The sequence below is a fragment of the Allomuricauda sp. TY007 genome (genome assembly GCF_010468565.1).
GTDB lineage: Bacteria > Bacteroidota > Bacteroidia > Flavobacteriales > Flavobacteriaceae > Flagellimonas.
Map to the genome: position 1 here is coordinate 23194 of NZ_WUEG01000007.1, position 24055 is coordinate 47248.

A 24055-nucleotide genomic window follows, 5' to 3' on the forward strand; every position below is an offset into this window, starting at 1 on the left:
TTCCCCCTTACATATTTCTTCGGTATTGCCCTCCCACTTGGAACAAAGCTTCGGTAATCTGGCCCAATGAGCAATATTTGGCAGCTTCCATCAATGTTGCAAAAATGTTTTCATTATTGATAGCCGCTTCCTGTAATTCGTTCAACTGTTTCGCAGCTTCACCAGCTTCCCTTTTGTGCAGATTTTGCAAGGTTTTGATTTGATTTTCCTTTTCGGTTTCGGTAGCCCGTATTACTTCGGCAGGTAAAATGGTAGGTGAGCCTTTGGAACTCAAAAATGTATTCACTCCAATAATGGGATATTCCCCGGAGTGCTTTAAAGTTTCATAATGAAGGCTCTCTTCTTGTATTTTGGAACGCTGGTACATGGTTTCCATGGCACCAAGTACACCACCACGTTCGGTAATCCTGTCAAACTCCATCAAAACGGCCTCTTCCACCAAATCCGTCAATTCTTCAATAATGAATGATCCTTGAATTGGATTTTCGTTTTTGGCCAGACCCAATTCTTTATTAATGATCAACTGTATGGCCATGGCCCTGCGCACCGATTCCTCAGTCGGTGTGGTAATGGCTTCATCGTAAGCATTGGTGTGCAATGAATTACAGTTATCATAAATCGCATACAGGGCCTGAAGCGTGGTACGGATATCGTTAAAATCAATTTCCTGCGCATGCAGACTCCTTCCCGAAGTTTGAATATGGTATTTGAGCATTTGCGCTCTCGGGTTGGCCCCATATTTCTCTTTCAGGGCTTTGGACCAAATACGACGAGCTACGCGACCAATTACCGCATACTCCGGGTCTACTCCATTGGAAAAGAAGAACGAAAGGTTTGGACCAAATTTGTTAATGTCCATCCCTCGGCTCAAATAGTACTCCACGTAGGTAAACCCATTGGACAGCGTAAAAGCTAACTGCGTGATGGGGTTGGCACCCGCCTCTGCAATATGGTAACCCGATATGGAAACCGAATAGAAATTACGAACCTGTTGTTCAATAAAATATTCTTGCACATCGCCCATTAACCTTAGGGCAAACTCGGTCGAGAAAATGCAGGTGTTCTGCGCCTGGTCTTCTTTTAATATATCGGCTTGTACCGTACCTCGAACTTGGTTCAGGGTCTTGGCCTTTATTTCCTGATACACTTCTTTTGGCAGCACTTGGTCACCCGTAACACCCAAAAGCATCAATCCCAAGCCATTGTTCCCTTCGGGAAGTTCCCCATAATATTGGGGCTGTGCTATCCCCTTCTCTTTAAAGATGGTTTTGATTTTGTCCTCGACCTTTTTCTGCAAACCATTTTCTTTGATGTATTTCTCGCAGTTTTGGTCTATGGCAGCATTCATAAAAAATGCCAACAGCATCGGAGCAGGACCGTTAATGGTCATACTTACCGAAGTCATTGGGCTGCTCAGGTCGAATCCTGAATACAGTTTTTTGGCATCGTCCAAACAACAAATGGACACTCCTGCATTACCAATCTTTCCATAAATATCAGGGCGATGGTCGGGGTCGTTCCCGTACAAAGTCACCGAATCAAAAGCGGTGGACAAGCGTTTTGCGGGCATATCCATACTTACATAATGGAATCGGCGGTTTGTCCGCTCCGGTCCGCCTTCACCTGCAAACATTCGGGTCGGGTCCTCCCCTTCTCTTTTAAATGGATACAAGCCTGCTGTGTATGGAAATTCACCTGGCACGTTCTCTTGCAAGATCCATTGTAAAACATCCCCCCACGCTTGGTATTTGGGCAGGGAAACTTTAGGAATCTGACTGTGTGACAAGGATTCGGTATGCGTTTTAATTTTGACTTCCTTGTCCCGGACTTTGAAGGAGTAGATTTCCGCTTTGTAACGAGCAACCTTTTCCTTCCATTTTAAAATAGCCTCCCAATAATGCGGATTCAAGTGCATCTTGACTTTGTCAAACTCCTTTATCAGTAGTGAAATAAATTCTTTGGATTTATCACTTTTTAGGTATGATTGAATTTCCTCTTCGTTCAAGCCTGATTTATCCAAAAACAGCTTTTCAGCTTGTTCTTGGTCTATTTCCAAAGTAGAAGCTAATGTCAAAAAGATACCGTAAAGCTTTTGAGCTATTTTGGATTCTTCCTTCGCTTTAGCATCATAACCTCTATTATTCTCTGCTATTTCTGAAAGATATCGGGTGCGAGCTGGTGGGATCACGTAGATTTTCTCTGCCACTTCTTGGGTAATCTCGATGGTAGATTCCAAACTGGAACCCACTTTTTCCACCAAAGTGTCCATCACCTTTTTGTAGAGATTGTTCATCCCGGGATCATTGAACTGTGAAGCAATTGTTCCGTAAATGGGCAGTTCATCTTCATTGGCATGCCATAATCCATGATTACGGGCATATTGTTTTTTTACATCGCGAAGGGCGTCCAAAGCACCACGTTTATCAAACTTATTGATGGCAACAATATCGGCAAAGTCCAGCATGTCAATTTTTTCCAATTGCGTGGCCGCACCAAACTCTGGCGTCATTACGTAGAGGGATATATCGCTATGCTCCAATATTTCGGTATCGGATTGCCCTATTCCGGAGGTTTCCAGGATAATCAGGTCATATTTTGCAGCTTTCAGCACTTGAACCGCCTCAGATACATGTTTGGACAGGGCCAAATTGGACTGTCGCGTAGCCAAAGAACGCATGTACACTCTATCGCTATTGATGGCATTCATTCGGATTCTATCACCCAAAAGCGCGCCTCCAGTTTTTCGTTTTGAGGGATCTACCGAAACAATACCGATATGCTTATCGGGAAAATCCATCAAAAAGCGTCGAACCAATTCGTCGACCAAACTCGATTTTCCTGCTCCACCTGTACCCGTGATGCCTAAAACAGGTACGTTGGCCTGTCTCTGTTCAATTTCTTGTTGAAATTTCTCGTACTCTTTATGACGGTTCTCGGCCAATGAAATCAATCGAGCCAAGGTATTCGGATGCTTTTTCTCCAATTCGTTTTCCAGTGACTTTCCTTTAGGAAGGTTTAAATCGGGAACGGCATTATCACATCGTTTCACTAAATCGTTGATCATTCCTTGAAGCCCCATTTCCCTACCATCGTCCGGAGAATAAATTCGTTCAATCCCATAATCCATCAACTCCTTAATTTCTTCTGGAAGGATGACACCTCCGCCACCACCAAAGATTTTGATGTGCGCTGCGCCTCTTTCCTTCAACAAATCAAACATATACCTAAAATACTCATTGTGCCCTCCTTGGTAAGAGGTCATTGCTATGGCATTAGCATCCTCTTGAATGGCACAATCCACCACTTCGGCCACGCTCCTATCGTGCCCCAAATGAATCACTTCGACCCCTGTAGCTTGGATAATCCTTCTCATAATATTGATGGCTGCATCGTGTCCATCGAACAGAGAAGCTGCGGTTACAATTCTGATTTTATGTTTAGGGGTGTAGGGTTTAATTTGTTCCATCTGCAATAAAAGGTCTGTTTTCGCCCTGCAATTTACAGAAAATGCAAATGAAAATTGGTTTTGATTAAGATTATACAAAAAATAATAAAAGTTTGGACTTCCTTTTTTGAATACCATAATTTTATCCGTTCAAACATGTTCAATGAAACTGACCATTCTTATCAATTGCCCGGACCAATCTGGAATCATTCGTTCCGTAACTACCTTTATCCATCAGCAAAAAGGAAATGTTGTGTACCTTGACCAACATGTGGACAAACAGGCGGGCGTATTTTTTATGCGTTTGAAGAGTGAATTTGAACAGGAATTGGACCTACCCAAGTTCAAAGAAGATTTCGGTCAGGGGTTGGCTACTGATTTTAACATGGAATGGGATGCATATACGGATGAGTACAGACCAAAAATGGCCGTTTTTGTTTCCAAGTACAATCATTGCCTATACGATTTGCTAAGCCGATACAACTCTGGCGAATTATCTGTGGACATTCCTTTTATTTTGAGCAACCACAAGGATTTGGAGTATGTGGCAGAGCAGTTCAATATTCCGTATTTCCACATTCCCGTAACCAAAGAAAATAAAGCAGAGGCCGAAGACAAGCAGCTCGAACTTTTAGAGCGATACGGCGTTGATTTTATTGTTTTGGCCAGATATATGCAAATAGTATCACCAAAGGTGATTGATGAATTCCCTCAGAAAATCATTAATATCCATCACTCTTTTTTACCTGCTTTTGCAGGGGCAAAACCCTATCACGCTGCTTTTGAAAGAGGTGTGAAAATTATCGGTGCCACCAGCCATTATGTGACCGAGGATTTGGACGCAGGCCCTATTATTGAACAAGATGTTACCACAGTTTCGCATACGCATTCCGTTAAGGATTTTATTGCAAAAGGCAGGGATTTGGAACGTATAGTTCTTTCCCGCGCCGTACAACTTCATGTAGCAAGAAAAACTATGGTCTACAACAATAAGACCGTTATTTTCTCCTAAATTCAACTACCTCGGGGCAGGTCCACGAGATATTCAAACCAGCAAACCTTAAAGCCTTTTCGACGCAGAGCATTGGGGATTTCAACCCATTTTATGGGATTAAAGTTTGTCCACGATAATGTTTTATTTTACTTTCCCTAAAAGTATTCTAAAACGATATAAGCTGTTCAAATTGTGTATTTAACACTCTATCACAATGTTTCAAAAGCGTAGATTAAGTTTCTGGGAAATCTGGAACCTCAGTTTCGGATTCCTTGGAATTCAGATGGGCTTTGCCCTCCAAAATGCCAATGCCAGTAGAATTCTCCAAAGCTTTGGCGCCGACGTCCACGAACTTTCTTGGTTTTGGATCGTTGCTCCACTTACCGGACTTATTGTACAACCTATTGTAGGTTATTACAGCGACAAGACTTGGACTAGGTTGGGGCGCAGAAGACCTTATTTTCTGACGGGTGCCCTTTTGGCTTCATTGGGGCTCATTTTTATGCCCAATGCGGATATGTTCACCGCTCTTTTGCCCTCACTCTGGGTTGGGGCCGGTATGCTTATGGTGATGGATGCCTCTTTCAACATTGCCATGGAGCCTTTCCGGGCTTTGATAGCAGATATATTGCCATCGGACCAACGGACTTTAGGGTACAGTGTTCAAACCGTTCTTATTGGTGTAGGGGCAGTTATAGGTTCTTGGTTGCCCTACGCTTTGACGAATTGGGCAGGAATCAGCAATACGGCTGCGGCGGGAGAAGTTCCTTTGAACTTACTGCTTTCCTTTGTAATAGGTGCATTGGTGCTCATTATTAGTGTGGCAGTTACAGTGTTTACTACAAAAGAGTACACTCCCAAGGAAATGGCTCTTTTAAACCAAAACGAAAAAGTCAAGGAACCGGAAAAATCCACAGGCGGCCTAATCGATATATTTACCGATTTTGCCAAAATGCCAAAGACCATGCGTCAATTAAGCTGGGTGCAGTTCTTTTCCTGGTTTGGGCTATTTGGGCTTTGGGTGTTTGCCACTCCGGCCATTGCTGGTCATATTTATGGTCTAGATCCCAACAATAGTCAAAGTACAGCCTATCAAAATGCTGGTGATTGGGTGGGGATATTGTTCGGGGTATACAATGGGGTTTCCGCCATTTTTGCCTTTTTCTTGCCTGCAATTGCCAAAAAAATTGGACGTAAAAAAACCCATGCCATATCATTGATTATCGGTGCCCTTGGTTTTCTGTCCATTTATATTATGCCGAACGAAAATTGGTTGATACTTTCCATGCTAGGCATCGGAGTTGCATGGGCCAGTATCTTGGCAATGCCCTACGCTATATTGGCTGGGGCCATTCCTCCTCAAAAAATGGGCGTTTACATGGGTATTTTCAATTTTTTTATTGTAATCCCACAAATCATAAACGCATTGGTTGGAGGTCCTATGGTACAGTTTCTCTATAATGGACAACCCATTTTTGCTTTGATGACAAGTGGCGTGGCTTTTTTAATTGCAGCCCTATTGGTTTCCAGAGTCGATGATTTAGATGATATGCCCTCGATTTAACCCAAAAATTGGGTAACCTTGATAAAAACACAGGTTTAAAACAATCAAATAACAAGTCAATTAATAGTTAAATGAATCAAGATTACATACAGCCCACACCTTGGAGCCTTATTGAAGAAGGTTTCGATAAAGAACGCGTCAAATCTTCCGAGAGTTTATTCAGTATTGGAAATGGAGCCATGGGCCAACGTGCCAATTTTGAAGAATCCTATTCTGGCCCTACCTTCCAAGGCAGCTATATCGGTGGAGTGTATTATCCCGATAAAACCCGTGTAGGATGGTGGAAAAATGGTTATCCCGAGTATTTTGCCAAAGTATTGAACGCTCCAAATTGGATCGGTATCGATGTTGAGATTGATGGAAGATCTTTGGATTTGGCCACCTGCTCCAACGTTAAAAATTTTAAGCGCGAACTGAATATGAAAGAGGGTTGGTACCAAAGAAGCTTTGTCGCCACACCCCCTAACAACATTGAACTTGAAGTCGTCGTCACACGATTTTTGAGTCTATCGCATGATGAAGTCGGAGCCATTAAGTTTGATATCACTCCGCTTAATACAGACGCATCAATTGTTTTTAAACCCTATGTCGATGCGGGGATTACCAATGAGGACAGCAACTGGGACGACAAGTTTTGGAACACTACAAAGGTAACATCAGAAAAAAACAGGGCCTTTATTGAGTCCCACACCATGAAAACACATTTTAATGTGTGCACTTTTATGCAGACCCATTTGGTGCATGGCGACAACATAAAAACTACACCCGATTCCGAGAACAAAGAAGAACTTTCCATTGGCTTCGAATTTGCTCAGAAGGTAAAGAAAGGAGAAAAAGTGAGTTTATTCAAATACGGAGGGTACACGGTAGACCGAAACCATGACGCGAACAAATTAATGGAAGCTGCCAACGTTGTTTTGGACGAAGTATCTTCCCTTGGGTTTGATGGACTTCTGAAAGAACAGAAAAAAGCTTGGGCACAAGTTTGGGAAATGAGCGATATCCATATCGAAGGCGATGTAAAAGCACAACAAGGTATCCGTTTCAATATTTTTCAACTGAATCAGACCTACACGGGAACAGATTCTAAATTGAATATTGGCCCCAAAGGTTTTACAGGAGAAAAATATGGTGGTAGCACCTATTGGGATACCGAGGCATACTGCCTTCCTTTCTATATGGCGACCAAGAATCAAGAAGTAGCCCGAAAATTGCTCAAATACAGGTACAACCATTTAGAAAAAGCCATTGAAAACGCTGAAAAGCTAGGTTTTAAAAACGGAGCAGCCCTCTATCCAATGGTGACCATGAATGGTGAAGAATGCCACAATGAATGGGAAATCACCTTTGAGGAAATCCATAGAAACGGTGCCATAGCCTATGCCATTTATAACTATACAAGATACACCCAAGACTATAGCTATGTTCCAGAAATGGGGCTAGAGGTTCTAATTGGAATAGCCCGTTTTTGGCAGCAGCGCGTCAACTGGTCCGAAAACCGCAACAAATATGTGATGTTGGGAGTAACCGGGCCCAATGAGTACGAAAACAACGTTCATAACAACTGGTACACCAACTATATGGCCAAATGGTGTTTGGAATATACTTTGGAGCAATTAAATTATGTGCTGCAGGGGTATCCCAACGACTACAAAAGAGTTTTGGAAAAAACCCAATTGAGCAACGACGAAACTGGATTATGGAAAAAAGTAGCCGCCCACATGTACTTGCCCTATTCCGAAGAACATGGAGTCTACCTTCAGCAAGATGGGTTCTTGGACAAAGATTTGGTTCGCGTGGCCAAGTTGAACAAAAAAGAACGCCCCATTAACCAACATTGGAGCTGGGACCGCATTCTAAGATCTCCGTACATTAAGCAGGCCGATACCTTGCAAGGGTTTTATTTTTTCGAAGACCATTTTACAGAACAAGAATTGGAAAAGCATTTCGATTTTTATGAGCCGTTCACTGTTCATGAATCTTCATTATCACCCTGTGTACACGCTATTCAAGCTGCGAAATTGGACCGCATGGAGCAAGCCTACACCTTTTACCTCCGCACATCCAGATTGGATTTGGACGATTACAACAAGGAGGTTGAAGAAGGACTTCATATTACCTCGATGGCCGGTACTTGGATGAGTATTGTTGAAGGCTTCGGAGGTATGAGAGTGAAATATGGAAAGCTTTGCTTTGCTCCAAAAATCCCGGAACAATGGGAAAAATATTCATTTAAGATAAATTTTAGAGGTAGGATTTTAAAAGTGACCATAACCCAAAAGGGAGCTAATTTTGATATTGACGCTGGCGAACCTCTAGAAATCCTCGTCAATGAAAAACCAATTACTTTATCCACTTAATTCATCAAAGAAAAGAACACGACAATGTATGGACTTAGGTGATTTCAGCTAAAAATTTATAAAAAAAGGCGATTTTAAGGGCATTCGAAGTATTTTCACATCAACTTTAAAATTTAACCATGAAAAGATTATTGCTATGCGTTTTGGTGTTTCAGCTCGTGGGGTGTGCGGAACTCCAGCAAGTTGTAAACCAATTGCCCCAAGGAACCACAGGAATCGGGAATGCCGAAATAGCACAAGGATTACGGGAAGCCCTGAACATGGGCATTGAAAAACAAGTGGACAAGCTAGCTCTGGAAAACGGTTTTTTTAGGAACGAGCTTGTAAAGATCTTGCTTCCGGAAGAATTACAAAAAGTGGACAAAACCTTGCGTGATGTTGGCTTGTCCAGTTTGGCGGATGAAGGCTTGAGAATAATAAACCGTGCCGCAGAGGATGCTGTTGGCGAAGCCACTCCAATATTTGTGGATGCGGTAAAGGGCATCACTTTCAATGATGCCAAACAAATTCTTTTGGGGAACGACAATGCTGCGACCCAGTATTTACAACGGGCCACTAAAACACAATTGTACAACAAATTCAATCCGGTCATCAAAAACTCGTTCCAAAAAGTAGGGGCCGACCAAATCTGGAGCAATATCATAACAAAGTACAACAGCCTGCCGTTGACCAATGATGTAAACCCGGATTTAACGGATTATACCACCAACAAAGCTTTGGAAGGTGTATATACGATGATTGCTGTGGAAGAAAAGGAAATTAGGACAAAAGTTTCGTCAAGAACAACAGATTTGTTAAAAAAGGTGTTCGCTCTTCAGGATTAATCATAATTTTTTGATAAAAACGCAATAACTCAAAAATTAAAACGTTATAAACTCAATAATTAAGAATAATTATAACAAAATCCTAAAGTTAAATTAACCTTGGTCTGAAGGTTAAACTTGAATTTTGTACAAGTTATCTGAGTTAGCATTTTTTTGAGTTAGTTAGTTTAAAAACCGGTGTTCTTCACCGGTTTTTTGTTTTCTGAACTTTTCGGTAAAGTCCATCAAAAACAATTGAGACACTGTTCCCTTCTCCGAGAACCTGCCATAATTGCCTCACGGTTCCATCATCGTTTTTGGTCCATGTGATTCGATTTATAAAGGTTTTACCATCCTTTTCAAACTCCTCCGAAACCAAAATCATCTGGTTATCCACCTTATTGCCCCTCAATTTTAGAACATCCCCAGCATTGTCCACCCACAATTGCTCCCACTGATTAATTTCTGCATTGTAAAAATTAAGACTGGTTCCCGTATATCCTGCTTTGGCACTTGTCCATTTCTCGTGGATAACACAGCCATCTTGTCCCTTACTGATCATACTGGACCCGGCTGGGCTTCCATCCTTTGAATTGACCACATTCCATTCTCCTATCCAAAAATCAAAAGCCCTGTGATTTTCCGTACAGCAATTGCAACTGTCATCATTTTGGGCATATAGAACAAACTGAAGTAAAATGGTCAGGGTCAAGACAGATTTCCTCATGATGAGCATAATTTTTTATCAAAAAAGGACTCCTTTTAAAGGTACGTTAATTTTATCCGACCTAAATGTAATCTATCAAGCCAGTTAGGAACCCATACGTTAAATTTTAGATAAATTACCTGATTTATAGATGTATACCACCCTTGGGCATAATCCACAAGCCCGTTTTGAACGTATCTTTGTTATTAACAAATCTTGAGAGCTATGAATAATCAGTATTGTAAAGTTGGATCGGTCACGCCCATCACAGGTTTAAGCCAAGCAGCCTCGGTTTTGGAGGTAATGCACCAAAATTTTATGGAAAAGGCCGCTAGTGTTGCCGGTAAGGATAATCAATTGGGTGAATTCTTTAAAAGTAAAGCACAGAGCATTAAAAAAGTATTGGAAAGCCTGTAAACTGAACCTTATTTCTGTTTAGACAGTTCAATTTCCATTTGCTGCTGGATTTCCTGTGCCTTATTCGTAGCTACTTCGGCAAAATCCAAATCGGTGGAGGCATACAAAATGCCCCGGGAGGAATTTACCAGCAAACCTACATCCTTGGTAATTCCATACTTGCAAACTTCCTGCAAACTTCCTCCTTGCGCTCCCACTCCAGGTACCAACAAAAAACTTTCTGGAACAATTTTTCGAATATCTTCCAAATAAGTAGCCTTAGTCGCACCAACAACATACATTAACCGTTCCGAACCTTTGTAGGTTTTGGAAACGGACAATACTTCTTTGTACAATTCCTGGCCATCTACATTTTTGGTCTGAAAATCAAAAGCACCTTGATTGGACGTAAGCGCCAATAAAATGGTATGCCTATCCTCAAATTCCAAAAAGGGTTCCACAGAATCTTTGCCCATGTATGGGGCAATGGTAATGGAATCAAAATCCATGGTCTCAAAAAATGCTTTGGCGTAGCGTGTGGAAGTATTCCCGATATCGCCTCGTTTTGCATCAGCTATGGTAAACATTTCTGGATGATTGGCATTCAAATATGCCATGGTTCGCTCCAAGGATTTCCATCCTTCCAGACCGTAAGCCTCATAAAAAGCAATATTCGGTTTGTAGGCTACACAATACGGATGCGTAGCATCAATTATAGCTTTATTGAAAGCAAAAATGGGGTCTTCTTCTTTTAGAAGATGCTTTGGGATTTTATCCAAGTCCGTGTCGAGACCAACACAGAGAAACGATTTTTTTTGATGTATCTGGGCAATTAAATCTTCAATCTTCATTTTGATGGATTCTCGACCGTACTTGAACTTGGTTTTAACAGCTTAAAATATCTCCGAGGCTTCTTTGAGTTTTTCCGTGTTTTCCACCAACATCAACTCATCGATGATTTTTTGGATATCCCCGTTGATGATGTTCTGTAAATCATAAAGGGTCAATCCAATTCTGTGATCGGTCACCCTACCCTGCGGATAATTGTAGGTGCGAATTTTTGCCGAACGGTCTCCACTACTTACCTGAGAGTTACGTTTAGCAGCATCTTCGGCCTGTTTTTTGGCCAATTCCATATCGTACAAACGGGCACGAAGCACTTTAAACGCCTTGTCCTTGTTCTTGTGTTGGGATTTTTCGTCCTGACATTGTGCCACAATCCCTGTGGGTTCGTGTGTTAAACGCACTGCTGAGTATGTCGTGTTCACCGATTGTCCACCAGGTCCAGAGGAACAGAAATAATCTATCCGTACATCTTTCGGATCTATTTGAACATCGAACTCTTCCGCCTCGGGAATCACCATAACGGTAGCCGCACTCGTATGTACCCTACCTTGGGTTTCGGTCTGTGGTACACGTTGTACACGGTGCACCCCTGCCTCAAACTTTAGGGTTCCGTATACATCCTCGCCATTGACTTCAAAGTGGATTTCCTTGTATCCGCCACTGGTTCCTTCGCTCAAATCGATAACATTGGTCTTCCATCCTTTGGATTCACAGTATTTGGTGTACATACGGAACAGGTCACCCGCAAAAATACTGGCCTCATCGCCACCGGTTCCCGCACGAATTTCCATAACCACGTTCTTTTCATCCTCGGGGTCCTTCGGAATCAAAAGGTATTTAATTTCTTCTTCCAATTTGGGCAAGGCACTCTTGGCCTCATCCAGTTGCATTTTGGCCATTTCCAACATTTCTGTATCACTACCGTCGGCAATAATCTCTTCTGCTTCCTGGATATTGTTGGTAAGGGCTATGTATTCGTCGCGTTTATCGCTGAGCAACTTCAAGTCTTTGTACTCTTTGTTCAGCTTTACGTACCTTTTTTGGTCCGCAATAATATCGGGTTGTATGATCAGGTCCGAAACCTCATCAAAACGCTGTTTTACAATGTTGAGTTTGTCTAGCATAAATCAATCCTCCTAATGGGAATGCGAATTTACGATTTTTTCGTTGGATTATTTTTTAAAATCAACTACCTCGGAGCAAGCCAACGAGGTGTTCAAACGAATAAAATTAATTCATTCCGACCTAAAACACCGGAAAATCAAACCCACTATGAGAAATTGAGGTCAGTTTCCAACAAAAGTAGTACCAAGGGTAACAATGAAGGCATTGAGGCCATCACTACGATCATATTGGCTAAATCGCAGGTTGATGGTTTTCAAACCAAAATTGAGTACTCGGGCACTTGTAAAAATGTCCTTGTACTGTACCCCTATCCCATATTGATGGGCATCGTATTCGGACAAATCGTAATCTGAAGTATAAAACTCATAGGTGGACAACGCCTGCTCCTTCGGGTAAAAATAATCCGCTGCAGTCTGAGTATAGTACCGGTAGGTTGGGTACAAGGTAAACTTATCCGTAAGCTTAAATGGAGCTTCCAAACTGGCCGTGTGTGAACTGATGCCCCAATCATCCCAATAAAAACGGTAGTAGGAACGCAGGATGACCAAATCGTTCAAATAATAATTCAACCGACCGCCCACAGGTATTTTGAATCGGCTATCGGGCAATTGCTCCACATTATCCGCCAACTGAAACTCGTCAATATAAAAATCCTCAAAATCCGAGAAATACACACGCTGGAATGGCGTGCTCAACAATCCGTTCTGGGAAACCACATCCATAAACAATGCTCCCTGCAATTTTTGACTCAAAATCTGGGAGAAACTCAAGGAAAGTGAATAGGAATTCCTGTTTTCCTTGTCAAACTCCGAAAAAATCGGATTGTAAGTACCGTTTCCCGTGATGCGATCATCAAAAAATCCATCACGGAGCTCAATAGGGTAAACAGCATTCCACTTATCCAAGAAAACTTTACCGCTCAGGGTTATCTCTGTGTTTTTTTCATTGAAGAACTTGGTATAACTACCGCCGAATCCAATCGAGAAATAATCGTATTCCGATGAAAAATAGGCATTGGCACTCCAAATGGTGTTTCGGTCATCGGAACTATGTTGGTATGTCGGGTTGATGTAGGCCAACAAATCCTTTCGGGATTCTCCTGATGAAGCATCGAACGGGGTAACATTTACACCGCCATCCAAAGGGTTTACATTACTGGAAGATGCAGAAGTATAGGCAGAAAGGCCAACATCCACCGTTAAAATATCGTCTTCGTTCATGGGCATTCTAAGAACTATGCTCGAGGTGGCATCCGTTAACTCTTCGGTACCTTCCCCACCAGTTACTGCCGCATTTTGCCCATCTTGATTGTAATAACTAAAAAGCAAATCCACCTCACTTGCCTCCAAAACACGTTTTTTATAGGAAGTGTCATCTTGTTGTGACCAACCCAAAGATGCCATCAAAAATAATAAGACTACAAAAACGGTTTTCGCTGATTTGGATGATTGGGTCATGAGGTTTTTTAAGTTAATCATTTGAAGTTCCCATTCAATTACATCCGCATCCGCCACCTGTTTTGCCTCCATTGGCTCCAGAGGAGGCCTCTCTATAAATATGGAAATTGGTTTCAAAACGTTCGTAGGGTCGCGCACTCAACTGCATCTCTTCGTCGTTCACATAAACTTTATCGTATTCACGAACGGCCACGCAGGAACTTGAGAAAATCAAGAGTAGTAGCAAAAAAAGAGGTCTTCCCATATTTTATTAAATGTACTAATTAGTATCAAACATGATACCTGAGCTTTTATGGACTTTATTTTCGGAATCCACCACAACAGCCTCTACTCCATCAATCTGGTTGATCATGTGCAGACCAACGTCCCTGCCCATTATAAAAACTGCGGTGGCGAGGGCATCGCACAATTCAGCTTGTTTTGCAAAAATCGATACGCTATTAATACCTGTGGTAGGATATCCTGTTCGCGGGTCAATGATGTGCGAATACTTTTTTCCGTCGAGCTCTATGTATTTTTCATAATTGCCCGAAGTAGCCACGGAAGATTCTATTATTGGCAGCCAACTGAACACTTTATCCTTACTCAGTGGATTTGCAATACCTACCAACCATTTTTCACCGGTCACTTTGGTGCCCCAAGTGGTAAGGTCGCCCGAAGCATTGATGATTCCTCCTTTCACATCTTTGGACACCAAGAGTTCTTTGGCCCTGTCCGCCGCATACCCCTTTCCGATAGCACCAAACCCAATGCACATTCCTTTTTCGGGTAAAAAAACGGTTTGGTTTTCTTGGTCCAATTGTATTTTTTGATACCCAACCTTTGCAATGGATTTTTTAATTTCTTCTTCTGAAGGGGTTTTATCCATAGTCCCATCAAATCTCCAAACCTCGTCCATGGAGGCATAGGTAATATCAAAGGCTCCATCTGTTATTTCCGATATTTTGATGGATCGTTCGATTAGATCAATCAATTCTTGACTCACCTTCACAGGTTTGATCCCAGCATTTTTGTTGATTAAAGATGTTTCGGAATCCTTGTCCCATGATGAGATGATTTTTTCTATACGCTCAATTTCCGAAACAGCTTCGTCTATATTAATGTAGCCAATATCCTCGTTCGGTGCCACTACGGTAATCTCGAACCGGGTACCCATTAGTTTTAGGGTCTTTTTTACAGTAACATCTGTTTGCCTCGACTGCCCAAACGACAGCAGACAAGAAAAACTGCAGATAAAGGCTATAAGGCTTTTCATTTTAGAAATTTGTTAAGTGTTCTGATATATTTTTCGGGACTCGTTCGGGCCACAAAACCTGTGGTGCCCAAAACGTTTTGGTTCTTGTCCATTACCACAACCAATGGGAAATAACCCTTTGGGTTATACTTTTCGGCCAAGGACTTGTTTGTATTTAATTTTTCTTCGGGTAGTCGATTTTTCTTTTTACGGGGAAAATCGGCATCATACATCACATAATGCTCAGAGGCATAGGCCTTGAACTCCTCGCTATCAAAAACATGTTTTTTTAAACGGATACATGGCGCACACCAATCCGAACCGGAAAAGACCAAAACAATAGGTTTATCTTCGGCTGAGGCCTTGGTAAGGGCATCATCAAAATTTTCTTGCCATTGTTGTGCCTGAAGCATACCACAGCTAGCGAATAGGAGTATGTAGATTAATTTTTTCATTCGATTTGGGATTCCAAAAAACTATTCATAAACCCGTAAAATGGAGCCATCGAGTTCCGTATTGTAAACTGTCAGTGCCTTGGCCGGGGTTCCATCAACCTGATTTAGCGGGGTTCCATCCTGACCAAACCTTGAACCATGTACATCGCAATAAAAAATACCTCCGCTCTGGTCCACAAAACGCACCTGATCATAAGATTGATGACTACAAACTTGGCTTGCTGCCACATATTCCCCTTGTAGGTTTCTGGCAACGACCACTAAGTTCTTTAAAATAAAACCTCCGTTTTCGGAAAGATTTGTTGCTTCAGCTGAAGTAAGATCAATGGTAAAATCGACTCCTGTAGGTTCATCGACCAGATTCCCATCAATTTCATCCTTGGAACACCCTTGTAAACAGGGGAATGTAAGTGCAAAGGCTGCACCTGCGCCCAAACTTCGCAGAAACTCTTTTCTTTCCATAGCGTGGGAGGTTTATTACAAGAACGCTATTTCAAGGTAAATCGTATATTAATAATCAAACTTGCCGTACGGGCTTTGGATTGTCAACTTTTTACTGCTAGCAGATGCTACCCGACCAATAATTTGGGCATCCACATCAAAACTTTTGGAAATGGAAATGATTTCTTCTGCAACCTTCTCATTTACATAGAGTTCCATTCGATGACCACAATTAAAAACTTGGTACATTTCCTTCCAGTCCGTTCCCGATTGTTCTTGAATCAGTTTAAACAGGGGTGGAATGGCAAACATATTATCCTTGACAATGTGAAGATTATCCACAAAATGAAGAATCTTGGTCTGTGCTCCTCCACTACAATGCACCATACCATGTATTTCTTCGGAAGTATATTTTTCCAATACTTTTTTAATGATGGGTGCATAGGTTCTTGTTGGGGACAGCACCAATTTCCCAGCATCTAATGGAGAATCGGGTACCGCATCTGTGAGTTTTGTGTTTCCGGAATACACCAATTCTTCCGGAACCGAAGCATCGAAGCTTTCCGGGTATTTTTCAGCCAGGTATTTGGAGAATACATCGTGCCGGGCAGATGTTAATCCATTGCTGCCCATACCGCCGTTGTATTCGGTCTCGTAACTCGCCTTTCCGAAAGAAGCCAATCCAACAATTACATCTCCAGCTTTAATATTGGCGTTATCTATCACATTTTTTCGTTCCATTCGGGCCGTTACCGTGGAATCAACGATAATGGTTCTTACCAAATCGCCCACATCGGCAGTTTCACCTCCCGTGGAACGGATGGTAATCCCGTGCTTGTCCAAATCGGCAATCAATTCTTCAGTACCGTTGATGATGGCCGAAATTACTTCACCAGGAATCAAGTTTTTGTTTCGCCCAATGGTTGAGGAGAGCAGTATGTTATCGGTGGCACCTACGCAAATCAGGTCATCCACATTCATAATAAGTGCATCTTGGGCAATGCCTTTCCAGACCGAAACATCGCCTGTTTCTTTCCAGTACATGTATGCCAAGGAGGATTTGGTACCTGCTCCATCGGCGTGCATCACCAAACAATGGTCCTCGCTACCTGTTAAATAATCGGGTACAATTTTGCAGAATGCCTTGGGGAAAAGTCCTTTATCAATATTCTTGATTGCGTTGTGCACATCTTCTTTGGAGGCGGAAACGCCTCTTTGCGCATATCTTTTACTGGTATCCGATGACATATGAAAGGTTTGGGCAAAAATAACGGAAAGCCATCAAACTATTGATATGCTTTCCGTCTTTTCAATTATTCCAGATTGTTCTATTTAGAAAACAACATTTCCCTGTATTTGGTAAATGGCCAGAATTCATCCGCGATCAATTTCTCCAATGTATCCGAGTGTTCCCGGATTTTATCAAAATACGGTTTCACATTATTGCAATAAGCCTGGGCCTTTTTATCCACCACCGACATGCCATTGGCCCTTCTACGAGCATCCGCCATTTCATCGGTAAGTTTTTTGATCTCCACGATATGTTCGCCGATCTGTTCCAAAATGTTCAGCTGGCCTTCGGCCACTTTCTTGTGTGCCGCTCCATAGACCTCTTTTAACCCATGAATGTTCTCCAGCAGCATGTTTTGGTACTTGATCGCCGCGGGAATGATGTGGTTGTACACCATTTCGCCCAATACACGACCTTCAATCTGAATATGGAAAATATAAGCGCCCAACTCTACCTCTTTGTGGGCCTTGAGCTCCACTTCGTTCATCACCCCCATTTGCTTGAAGAGTTCGTAACTTTCCTTTGATGTGATTACTTGGAGTGCCTCGGGTGTGTTTTTATTGAAGCTCAGTTTTCGCCTTCTTGCTTCTTCTTGCCATTCAATACCGTAACCATCTCCTTCAAAACGGATGCGCTTGGAGGTTTTTATGTATTCTCGAAGCACATTGAAGACTGCCTCGTCCTTTTTCAGGTTTTTCTTGTCAATCAGCGTATCCACTTCTTTTTTAAAGTCGGTCAACTGTTTGGCAACGATAGTGTTGAGCGTGGTCATGGGCTTGGCACAGTTGGTCTTGGATCCCACGCCCCTCATCTCAAACTTGTTCCCCGTAAAAGCAAAGGGAGAAGTTCGGTTTCTGTCTGTGTTGTCCAATAAGATTTCAGGAATCTTACCTACTACATTGAGTTTGAGCTCCGTTTTTTCCTGTGGGGACAATTTTCCTTTGGAAACGCCTTCCAGTTCATCCAATACATCGCTCAATTGCTTACCTATAAATATAGAAATGATGGGTGGTGGTGCCTCATTGGCCCCCAATCGGTGGTCATTGCTCGCGGAGGCAATGGATGCTCTCAACAACTCCTCATACGTGTCCACCGCTTTGATGGTGTTCACGAAGAAGGTCAAAAACTGAAGGTTCTTCATGGGGGTGGTACCTGGACTCAATAGGTTCACCCCTGTATCGGTACCCAAGGACCAATTGTTGTGCTTGCCCGACCCGTTGATGCCCGCAAATGGCTTTTCGTGGAACAGTACGGAAAAATTGTACTTGTCGGCAATCTCCTCCATTACATCCATCAACAATAGATTATGGTCCACAGAGAGGTTGGCTTCTTCAAAAACGGGGGCCAGCTCAAACTGGTTGGGTGCCACCTCATTATGGCGCGTTTTTACAGGGATTCCAAGCTTGGTACATTCCTTTTCCAGTTCACTCATAAAGCCCAGCACCCTAGCCGGTATCACTCCAAAATAGTGGTCATCCAGTTGTTGACCTTTAGCGGAAAAACTTCCCACCAGGGTCCGGCCGGTTACGGAGAGGTCCAATCGGGAATTGACCAATGATTTATCAATCAAAAAATATTCTTGCTCCCACCCTAGCGTGGCATGCACCTTTCTTACATTCTTATCAAAATACTGCGCTACTCCCGTTGCAGCCTGATCTATGGCTTGCAACGCCCTCAACAAAGGCGCTTTATTGTCCAGTGCTTCCCCTGTATAAGCTACAAATATGGTGGGTATACATAGGGTTGTTTTGTAAATAAATGCTGGAGAAGTCGGGTCCCAAGCCGTATAGCCGCGTGCTTCAAAAGTGTTTCTGATTCCCCCACTCGGAAAACTGGAAGCATCAGGTTCTTGTTGCACCAATTGTGCCCCCCCAAACTTCTCCATGGCTCTTCCGTCGGGAAGGAGATCAAAAAATGCATCGTGTTTTTCTGCGGTGGCCCCTGTTAATGGCTGAAACCAATGTGTGTAATGAGTGGCTCCCATGGATAGGGCCCAAGCTTTCATGCCCTCGGCGACTTGGTCGGCAATCTTTCTGTCGATCTTATTTCCTTGATAAATGGCTGATTTTACTTTATCCAATGCTTCTGCTGTCAAAAATTGCAGCATTTTTTCTTCATTAAATACGTGCTTACCGAACAGGTCAGACCTTTTCCCTGTTTCATTGATAGTGGCATATTCCCTATTGCGGCTTTCTGCCAAGGCTTGGAATCTTGTTTTAGGCATTTTCAATAATATTTAATTTTCAAATCTACAATTAACAATTTAATAAAATATACTTCAAAAATTACTTTTTTTTCATTCTGCCCTAAATAAAATAGGGGTAATATAAATAATAGGTGCAAATTTGTGATTTTACCCCTGCAAAACATTGATAATTAAATGAAAAAACTATTTTTGTGAATCATAAAATTGAGAACGATTAACTACCAGAATTATGAGCAAATCTAAATTAGAGTATCTATGGTTGGATGGTTATGAACCAACGGCCAACATTAGAAGCAAGACTAGAATTGAGGAAGATTTTAGCGGTAAATTGGAAGACTGCCCCATGTGGTCTTTTGATGGTTCTTCTACCAAACAAGCCGAAGGCGGTTCTTCTGACTGCTTGTTAAAGCCTGTTGCCATTTACCCCGACCCAGCTAGAAGAAACGGTTATTTGGTAATGACCGAGGTGTTGAATCCCGACGGAACCCCACACGAGAGCAACTCCAGATCTACTATTGACGATGAAGATGATGACTTCTGGTTTGGATTTGAGCAGGAATACTTTATTATGGATACTGCAACCCAACTCCCTTTAGGTTTCCCTGTTGGCGGTTACCCTGGTCCACAAGGGCTATACTACTGTTCCGTTGGTGGAAGAAACACTTGGGGCAGGGATCTTGTTGAGGAGCATGCCGACCTTTGTTTGGACGCCGGTCTTCAGTTCGAAGGCATCAATCAAGAGGTTGCCGCTGGTCAGTGGGAATTCCAATTGTTCGCCAAAGGCGCCAAAAAAGCCGGTGATGAAATTTGGGTGGCACGCTATATGCTACAAAGATTGACCGAGAGCTATGGTTATTATATTGAGTACCACCCAAAACCCATCAAAGGCGACTGGAACGGTTCTGGTATGCACGCCAACTTCTCCAACAACCTTTTGAGAACTTGTGGATCTAAAGAAGTTTATGAAAAAGTATGCGAAGCTTTCCGTCCGGTAACCAAAGAGCACATTGCCGTTTATGGTGAGTACAATGATGAGCGATTGACCGGTAAGCACGAAACTGCTTCCATTTCTGATTTCAGCTATGGAATTTCCGATAGAGGTGCTTCCATCAGAATTCCAATTATGACCGTAGAGAAAGGTTGGAAAGGATGGTTGGAAGATAGAAGACCTGCTTCTAACGCAGACCCTTACAAGGTGGCGGCCGTAATCGTGAAAACGGTTAAATCCGTAACAGTATAAGTATTTATATAAATTAGTTGTTGATTATAGGTGAAAACCGTCTCTTTTATGGGGCGGTTTTTATTTTATGGTAAAATAGATGAAGGTGGCATAAAATACCAATAGCACCAATCCGTCCCGCCAACCCAATCGCAATCCTTTTGGGAAGAATACCAAAGGAAGGATAAGGAAAGAAATCCCCAACATCCAAAAAATATCACTGGACAACAACCCTTCGTCCATAACGGTTATCGGAGTAATTATTGAGGTAATTCCCAAAACGGCCAGCAAATTAAAAATGTTGGAACCTATCAAGTTTCCCAAGGATATAGCCTTCTCTTTTTTTAGCACCGCTATTACTGATGCTGCCAGTTCTGGGATACTTGTTCCTACGGAAACAATGGTTATTCCAATTACACGATCACTTACCCCAAAAGAGGATGCAAGGCCCACTGCTCCATTTATAAGTAATTCGGAACCTCCCCAAAGTGCCGTTCCACCAATTCCCAAAAAAAGTGCGATCTTGTATAATGGTAGCGGCACATCATCTTCGGGCATTTCATCAACAACTGCTGTTTTTTGAAACCTAAGTAGGTACACCAAGAACACAAATAGTAGGGACACAAGAATAATCCCTTCATATTGCTGAAGCTCTCCATCAAAATAGATAAAACCGCAGAACAAAAGCGAAGCGACCATCATTACAGGCCAATCGGTGGTATAAAAACTCTTCCGCACATTTATGCTTCCCATAATTATGGTGATTGCCAAAACCAATCCCAGATTGGCAATATTGGAACCCACCACATTTCCCAAAGAAAGGTCCGGGAAACCATCTAACGCAGCTTTTACACTAACAATAAGTTCTGGAGCAGAGGTAGCGAACGACACCACCGTCATACCAATAATAATTTTAGGGATGTACAATCTTAAGGATAAGGCAACTGCCGATTTTAACAACCAATTCCCCCCGGCTATCAAGAGGACCAATCCCGAAACTATAAAAAACAGATTTCCCAAAAAGTAAAATTTTTCGCAAAGATACGGGAAGAATCACTGGTCAAAGAAGGTTCTTTCAAAAATAAAAACTATAAAAATAGTTAATAAACTATAAAAATAGTTGTTTAACTAAAATATTAGTATTACGTTTGAACAGATAACAGATACATCATGCAAAAATTGACCAACAAGGAAGAGGAGATCATGAAAATCCTTTGGGAACTGAAAAAGGCTTTTGTAAAGGAAATACTTGAGGAAATACAAGGTGAAAAACCCCATTACAATACCTTGTCCACCATTGTGAGAAATCTTCAGGAAAAAGGGTTTGTGGATTATGAGGCCTTTGGCAATACCCATAGATATTTTCCAATAGTAAGTAAAGAGGAATACCGGAAAAAGTATGTGAACTCAGCCATTGCAGATTATTACAATGACTCTTTTAAAAGTTTGGTTTCCCACTTTGCTCAAGAGGAAAAAATATCCGTTACAGAACTCAAAGAGATTATTGACCTAATAGAAAAGAAAAAATAATGGAGCCCATATTCATGTACCTCTTACAATCTGTCCTTATCTCCGGGGGGTTTTTAGCGGTGTACCATATTTTTTTGAAGCGTGATACCTTATTTAAGGAAAACCGGATGTTTCTTTTATCTGGATTAATACTCGCTTTTGTATTTCCCTTCATCAAAATTCAAAAAAAGGTGGTGGTTTCCAAACCCATGCTTATTCAGGCCGATGAGTTGGGAGATCAAGCTACCTCTGCACTTGCCGAAAGCAGTTTGATTACTACGGAAAACATACTCCTTGCCTTATATAGTATGGTAAGTGCCATTTTGTTGGCAAAGTTTATAATTCGATTGATTTTGTTAAAAAGATTGGCCGAAAATGCCCATAAAAGAAAGGAAACTCCTTATTTACACTTGGAAACGGAAAAACAGATATCCCCTTTCTCTTTCTTTAACTATATTTTTTATAATCCAAGACTTTTTGAGCCCAACGAACTGCATTCGGTTTTAGAACACGAAAAGGTACATGCCCGCCAGTACCATACATTGGATATCTTATTTCTTGAGGTTTTAAAGATATTTTTCTGGTTTAACCCTGTATTGTGGCTCTACAAAAGTGCTGTGAGGCAAAATTTGGAATATTTGGCAGACCATTTTGCCATAGCGTATGCAGAAGATAAAAAATTCTATCAATACCTGATGCTGAAGCAGGCGGTAGACAGGCAAGAATACATTATAGCCAATTCATTTTATAATTCATTAATCAAAAAACGAATAGTCATGTTAAATCAAAATCAATCCAAGAAAATCAATGTTTTAAAAACCCTGGCCGTAGTACCGTTGTTGGGATTGCTTCTAGTGAGTTTCAGTATTGAGGAAACCTATCTTTATAGGGATTCCGACAGTGCAGGAAGCTCAATGAGCGAAAAAAAATCAAAAGACAACAAAAAGATTGAATTCACCGTAGACAAAAATACATCAGATGCCAAACTCGATAATATTAAAAAAGATTTGGCCAAAGATGGTATAAACTTCAGTTACACCGTCGTTAGAAATGATGCAAAAGAGATTATTGAAATTTCTCTGCAATTGAGCGGTAAAAATGATGAGGGCAAAAAAGTGAACGGAAACTACAGTAGTAACTCCGATGGCCCCATTGGTCCAATTACAGTTATTTATGATGATGAAAACAATGCAGTCTCCTTTTGGAACGCGAGCAAAGACAAACATGTAAGCATTCGAAAAATAAAGGGAACGAGGTCCTGGACCACCGATGATGAAACCGAAGTCGTCATTAAAAAAATAGATGATGAAAAAGTTGTAATTGTAGACGGTAAAAGACTAAGTAACAAAAAGTCTGAAAAATTACATATTAAAGATGATGAGGACGTAAAACATATTACCATTAAAAAAATTGAAAAGAAAGGCGAAGGAAGCAACATGGTGATCTTTAGTACAGATAAAGACAAGGATATTGAAGTAAAAAGGAACAATAATGTAATGGTCATTAAAGATTCGGATGACGATGAAGACATTGAAGTAATCAGTAACGATGACGATGCAAGTTTCTTTTTTATTGATTCTGACGGTAAAGATGAACCGCTATTTATTGTGGATGGAAAAAAATCAAAATCAAAAGCCATAAAAGAACTTTCCCCCTCAGACATTGAGAGCATGAAAGTACTTAAAGGTGATAAGGCTGTGGAGAAGTACGGTAAAAAGGCAAAAAACGGGGTAGTCGAAATAACCACCAAAAAAGGTAAATGATTACAGTATAATCATTTTTTGAATAGTCCAAGGAACCGTCTTTTAAGGCGGTTCTTTTTTGTGTCGCCAAACGAAAACCTAAAAATAGGCTCATTTTTAAACAAAATCTCCCTTGCTTTTCAAAAAACCACTTAAAATGGTCCTTCAAATCTAACATTTTATTATCTTAAGTAGATGAATAGGTTTCAATTCATTATTTTTCACAAGACATAAACTTACAGTTATAGATACATTGCGTTTT

The 24055-nt window shown here is 41.5% G+C and carries 20 protein-coding genes; 8 read left to right on the plus strand and 12 right to left on the minus strand.

Features of this window, described 5'->3' with window-relative positions:
- Nucleotides 1-7: 7 nt before the first annotated feature.
- Complete coding sequence (locus GO009_RS09110) at nt 8-3466, minus strand: methylmalonyl-CoA mutase family protein (protein ID WP_163625902.1); 3459 nt, start codon at nt 3464-3466, stop codon at nt 8-10.
- Nucleotides 3467-3608: 142 nt separating this feature from the next.
- Here GO009_RS09110 and purU point away from each other — a divergent pair, with 142 nt between their 5' ends.
- The 4 genes from purU (at nt 3609) to GO009_RS09130 (ending at nt 9187) form a co-directional block, all read left to right on the plus strand.
- Nucleotides 3609-4457 (plus strand): formyltetrahydrofolate deformylase, encoded by an 849-nt coding sequence (purU, locus tag GO009_RS09115; RefSeq protein WP_163625903.1) that lies wholly within the window; start codon nt 3609-3611, stop codon nt 4455-4457.
- A 196-nt stretch (nt 4458-4653) separates the two neighbouring features.
- Nucleotides 4654-6003, plus strand: a complete 1350-nt coding sequence (locus GO009_RS09120; RefSeq protein WP_163625904.1) for an MFS transporter — start codon at nt 4654-4656, stop codon at nt 6001-6003.
- A 71-nt stretch (nt 6004-6074) separates the two neighbouring features.
- Nucleotides 6075-8363, plus strand: a complete 2289-nt coding sequence (locus GO009_RS09125) for a glycoside hydrolase family 65 protein (protein WP_163625905.1) — start codon at nt 6075-6077, stop codon at nt 8361-8363.
- Nucleotides 8364-8482: 119 nt separating this feature from the next.
- Complete coding sequence (locus GO009_RS09130) at nt 8483-9187, plus strand: DUF4197 domain-containing protein (RefSeq protein ID WP_163625906.1); 705 nt, start codon at nt 8483-8485, stop codon at nt 9185-9187.
- Between the two features lie 184 nt (nt 9188-9371).
- Here GO009_RS09130 and GO009_RS09135 read toward each other — a convergent pair whose 3' ends face one another.
- Nucleotides 9372-9893 (minus strand): hypothetical protein, encoded by a 522-nt coding sequence (locus GO009_RS09135; RefSeq protein WP_163625907.1) that lies wholly within the window; start codon nt 9891-9893, stop codon nt 9372-9374.
- 204 nt (nt 9894-10097) lie between these two features.
- On the opposite strand from GO009_RS09135, the gene GO009_RS09140 reads away from it, so the two are divergent.
- A complete protein-coding gene (locus GO009_RS09140; RefSeq protein WP_163625908.1) occupies nt 10098-10289 on the plus strand; it encodes a hypothetical protein in 192 nt (63 codons plus the stop codon).
- Nucleotides 10290-10297: 8 nt separating this feature from the next.
- On the opposite strand, the gene pyrF is transcribed toward GO009_RS09140, so the two are convergent.
- The 9 genes from pyrF to GO009_RS09185 form a co-directional block, all read right to left on the minus strand.
- On the minus strand, nt 10298-11119 hold the full coding sequence (gene pyrF, locus GO009_RS09145; RefSeq protein ID WP_163625909.1) for an orotidine-5'-phosphate decarboxylase: 822 nt from the start codon (nt 11117-11119) through the stop codon (nt 10298-10300).
- Nucleotides 11120-11161: 42 nt separating this feature from the next.
- A complete protein-coding gene (gene prfA / locus GO009_RS09150; RefSeq protein WP_163625910.1) occupies nt 11162-12238 on the minus strand; it encodes a peptide chain release factor 1 in 1077 nt (358 codons plus the stop codon).
- Between the two features lie 162 nt (nt 12239-12400).
- The gene (locus tag GO009_RS09155; RefSeq protein WP_163625911.1) at nt 12401-13696 is read right to left on the minus strand and encodes a DUF3570 domain-containing protein; all 1296 of its coding nucleotides are present in this window, start codon (nt 13694-13696) and stop codon (nt 12401-12403) included.
- Between the two features lie 34 nt (nt 13697-13730).
- The gene (locus GO009_RS09160) at nt 13731-13940 is read right to left on the minus strand and encodes a DUF4266 domain-containing protein (RefSeq protein WP_163625912.1); all 210 of its coding nucleotides are present in this window, start codon (nt 13938-13940) and stop codon (nt 13731-13733) included.
- Between the two features lie 15 nt (nt 13941-13955).
- Nucleotides 13956-14951: an FAD:protein FMN transferase gene (locus GO009_RS09165; protein WP_163625913.1), complete on the minus strand. Its 996-nt coding sequence runs from the start codon at nt 14949-14951 to the stop codon at nt 13956-13958.
- The gene (locus GO009_RS09170) at nt 14948-15385 is read right to left on the minus strand and encodes a thioredoxin family protein (protein WP_163625914.1); all 438 of its coding nucleotides are present in this window, start codon (nt 15383-15385) and stop codon (nt 14948-14950) included. The genes GO009_RS09165 and GO009_RS09170 overlap by 4 nt, the downstream gene beginning before the upstream one ends.
- A gap of 21 nt (nt 15386-15406) precedes the next feature.
- Nucleotides 15407-15847, minus strand: coding sequence for a ubiquinol-cytochrome c reductase iron-sulfur subunit (locus GO009_RS09175; RefSeq protein ID WP_163625915.1), 441 nt, complete (start codon nt 15845-15847; stop codon nt 15407-15409).
- 48 nt (nt 15848-15895) lie between these two features.
- Entirely contained in the window at nt 15896-17074 is a 1179-nt protein-coding gene (locus GO009_RS09180) for an AIR synthase related protein (protein WP_163625916.1), read from the minus strand.
- Between the two features lie 80 nt (nt 17075-17154).
- Nucleotides 17155-19341 (minus strand): glutamine synthetase III, encoded by a 2187-nt coding sequence (locus GO009_RS09185; protein ID WP_163625917.1) that lies wholly within the window; start codon nt 19339-19341, stop codon nt 17155-17157.
- A 211-nt stretch (nt 19342-19552) separates the two neighbouring features.
- Between GO009_RS09185 and GO009_RS09190 the strand changes: the two genes are divergently transcribed.
- A complete protein-coding gene (locus GO009_RS09190; RefSeq protein WP_163625918.1) occupies nt 19553-20563 on the plus strand; it encodes a glutamine synthetase beta-grasp domain-containing protein in 1011 nt (336 codons plus the stop codon).
- Between the two features lie 60 nt (nt 20564-20623).
- On the opposite strand, the gene GO009_RS09195 is transcribed toward GO009_RS09190, so the two are convergent.
- Nucleotides 20624-21562: a calcium/sodium antiporter gene (locus GO009_RS09195; protein ID WP_163625919.1), complete on the minus strand. Its 939-nt coding sequence runs from the start codon at nt 21560-21562 to the stop codon at nt 20624-20626.
- Between the two features lie 150 nt (nt 21563-21712).
- Between GO009_RS09195 and GO009_RS09200 the strand changes: the two genes are divergently transcribed.
- Nucleotides 21713-22072 carry a BlaI/MecI/CopY family transcriptional regulator gene (locus tag GO009_RS09200; protein ID WP_163625920.1) on the plus strand — a complete coding sequence of 120 codons (360 nt, stop codon included), beginning with the start codon at nt 21713-21715 and terminating at the stop codon, nt 22070-22072.
- Nucleotides 22072-23814, plus strand: coding sequence for a M56 family metallopeptidase (locus GO009_RS09205; RefSeq protein ID WP_163625921.1), 1743 nt, complete (start codon nt 22072-22074; stop codon nt 23812-23814). Before GO009_RS09200 ends, GO009_RS09205 begins: the two co-directional genes overlap by 1 nt.
- The last annotated feature ends 241 nt before the right edge of the window (nt 23815-24055 follow it).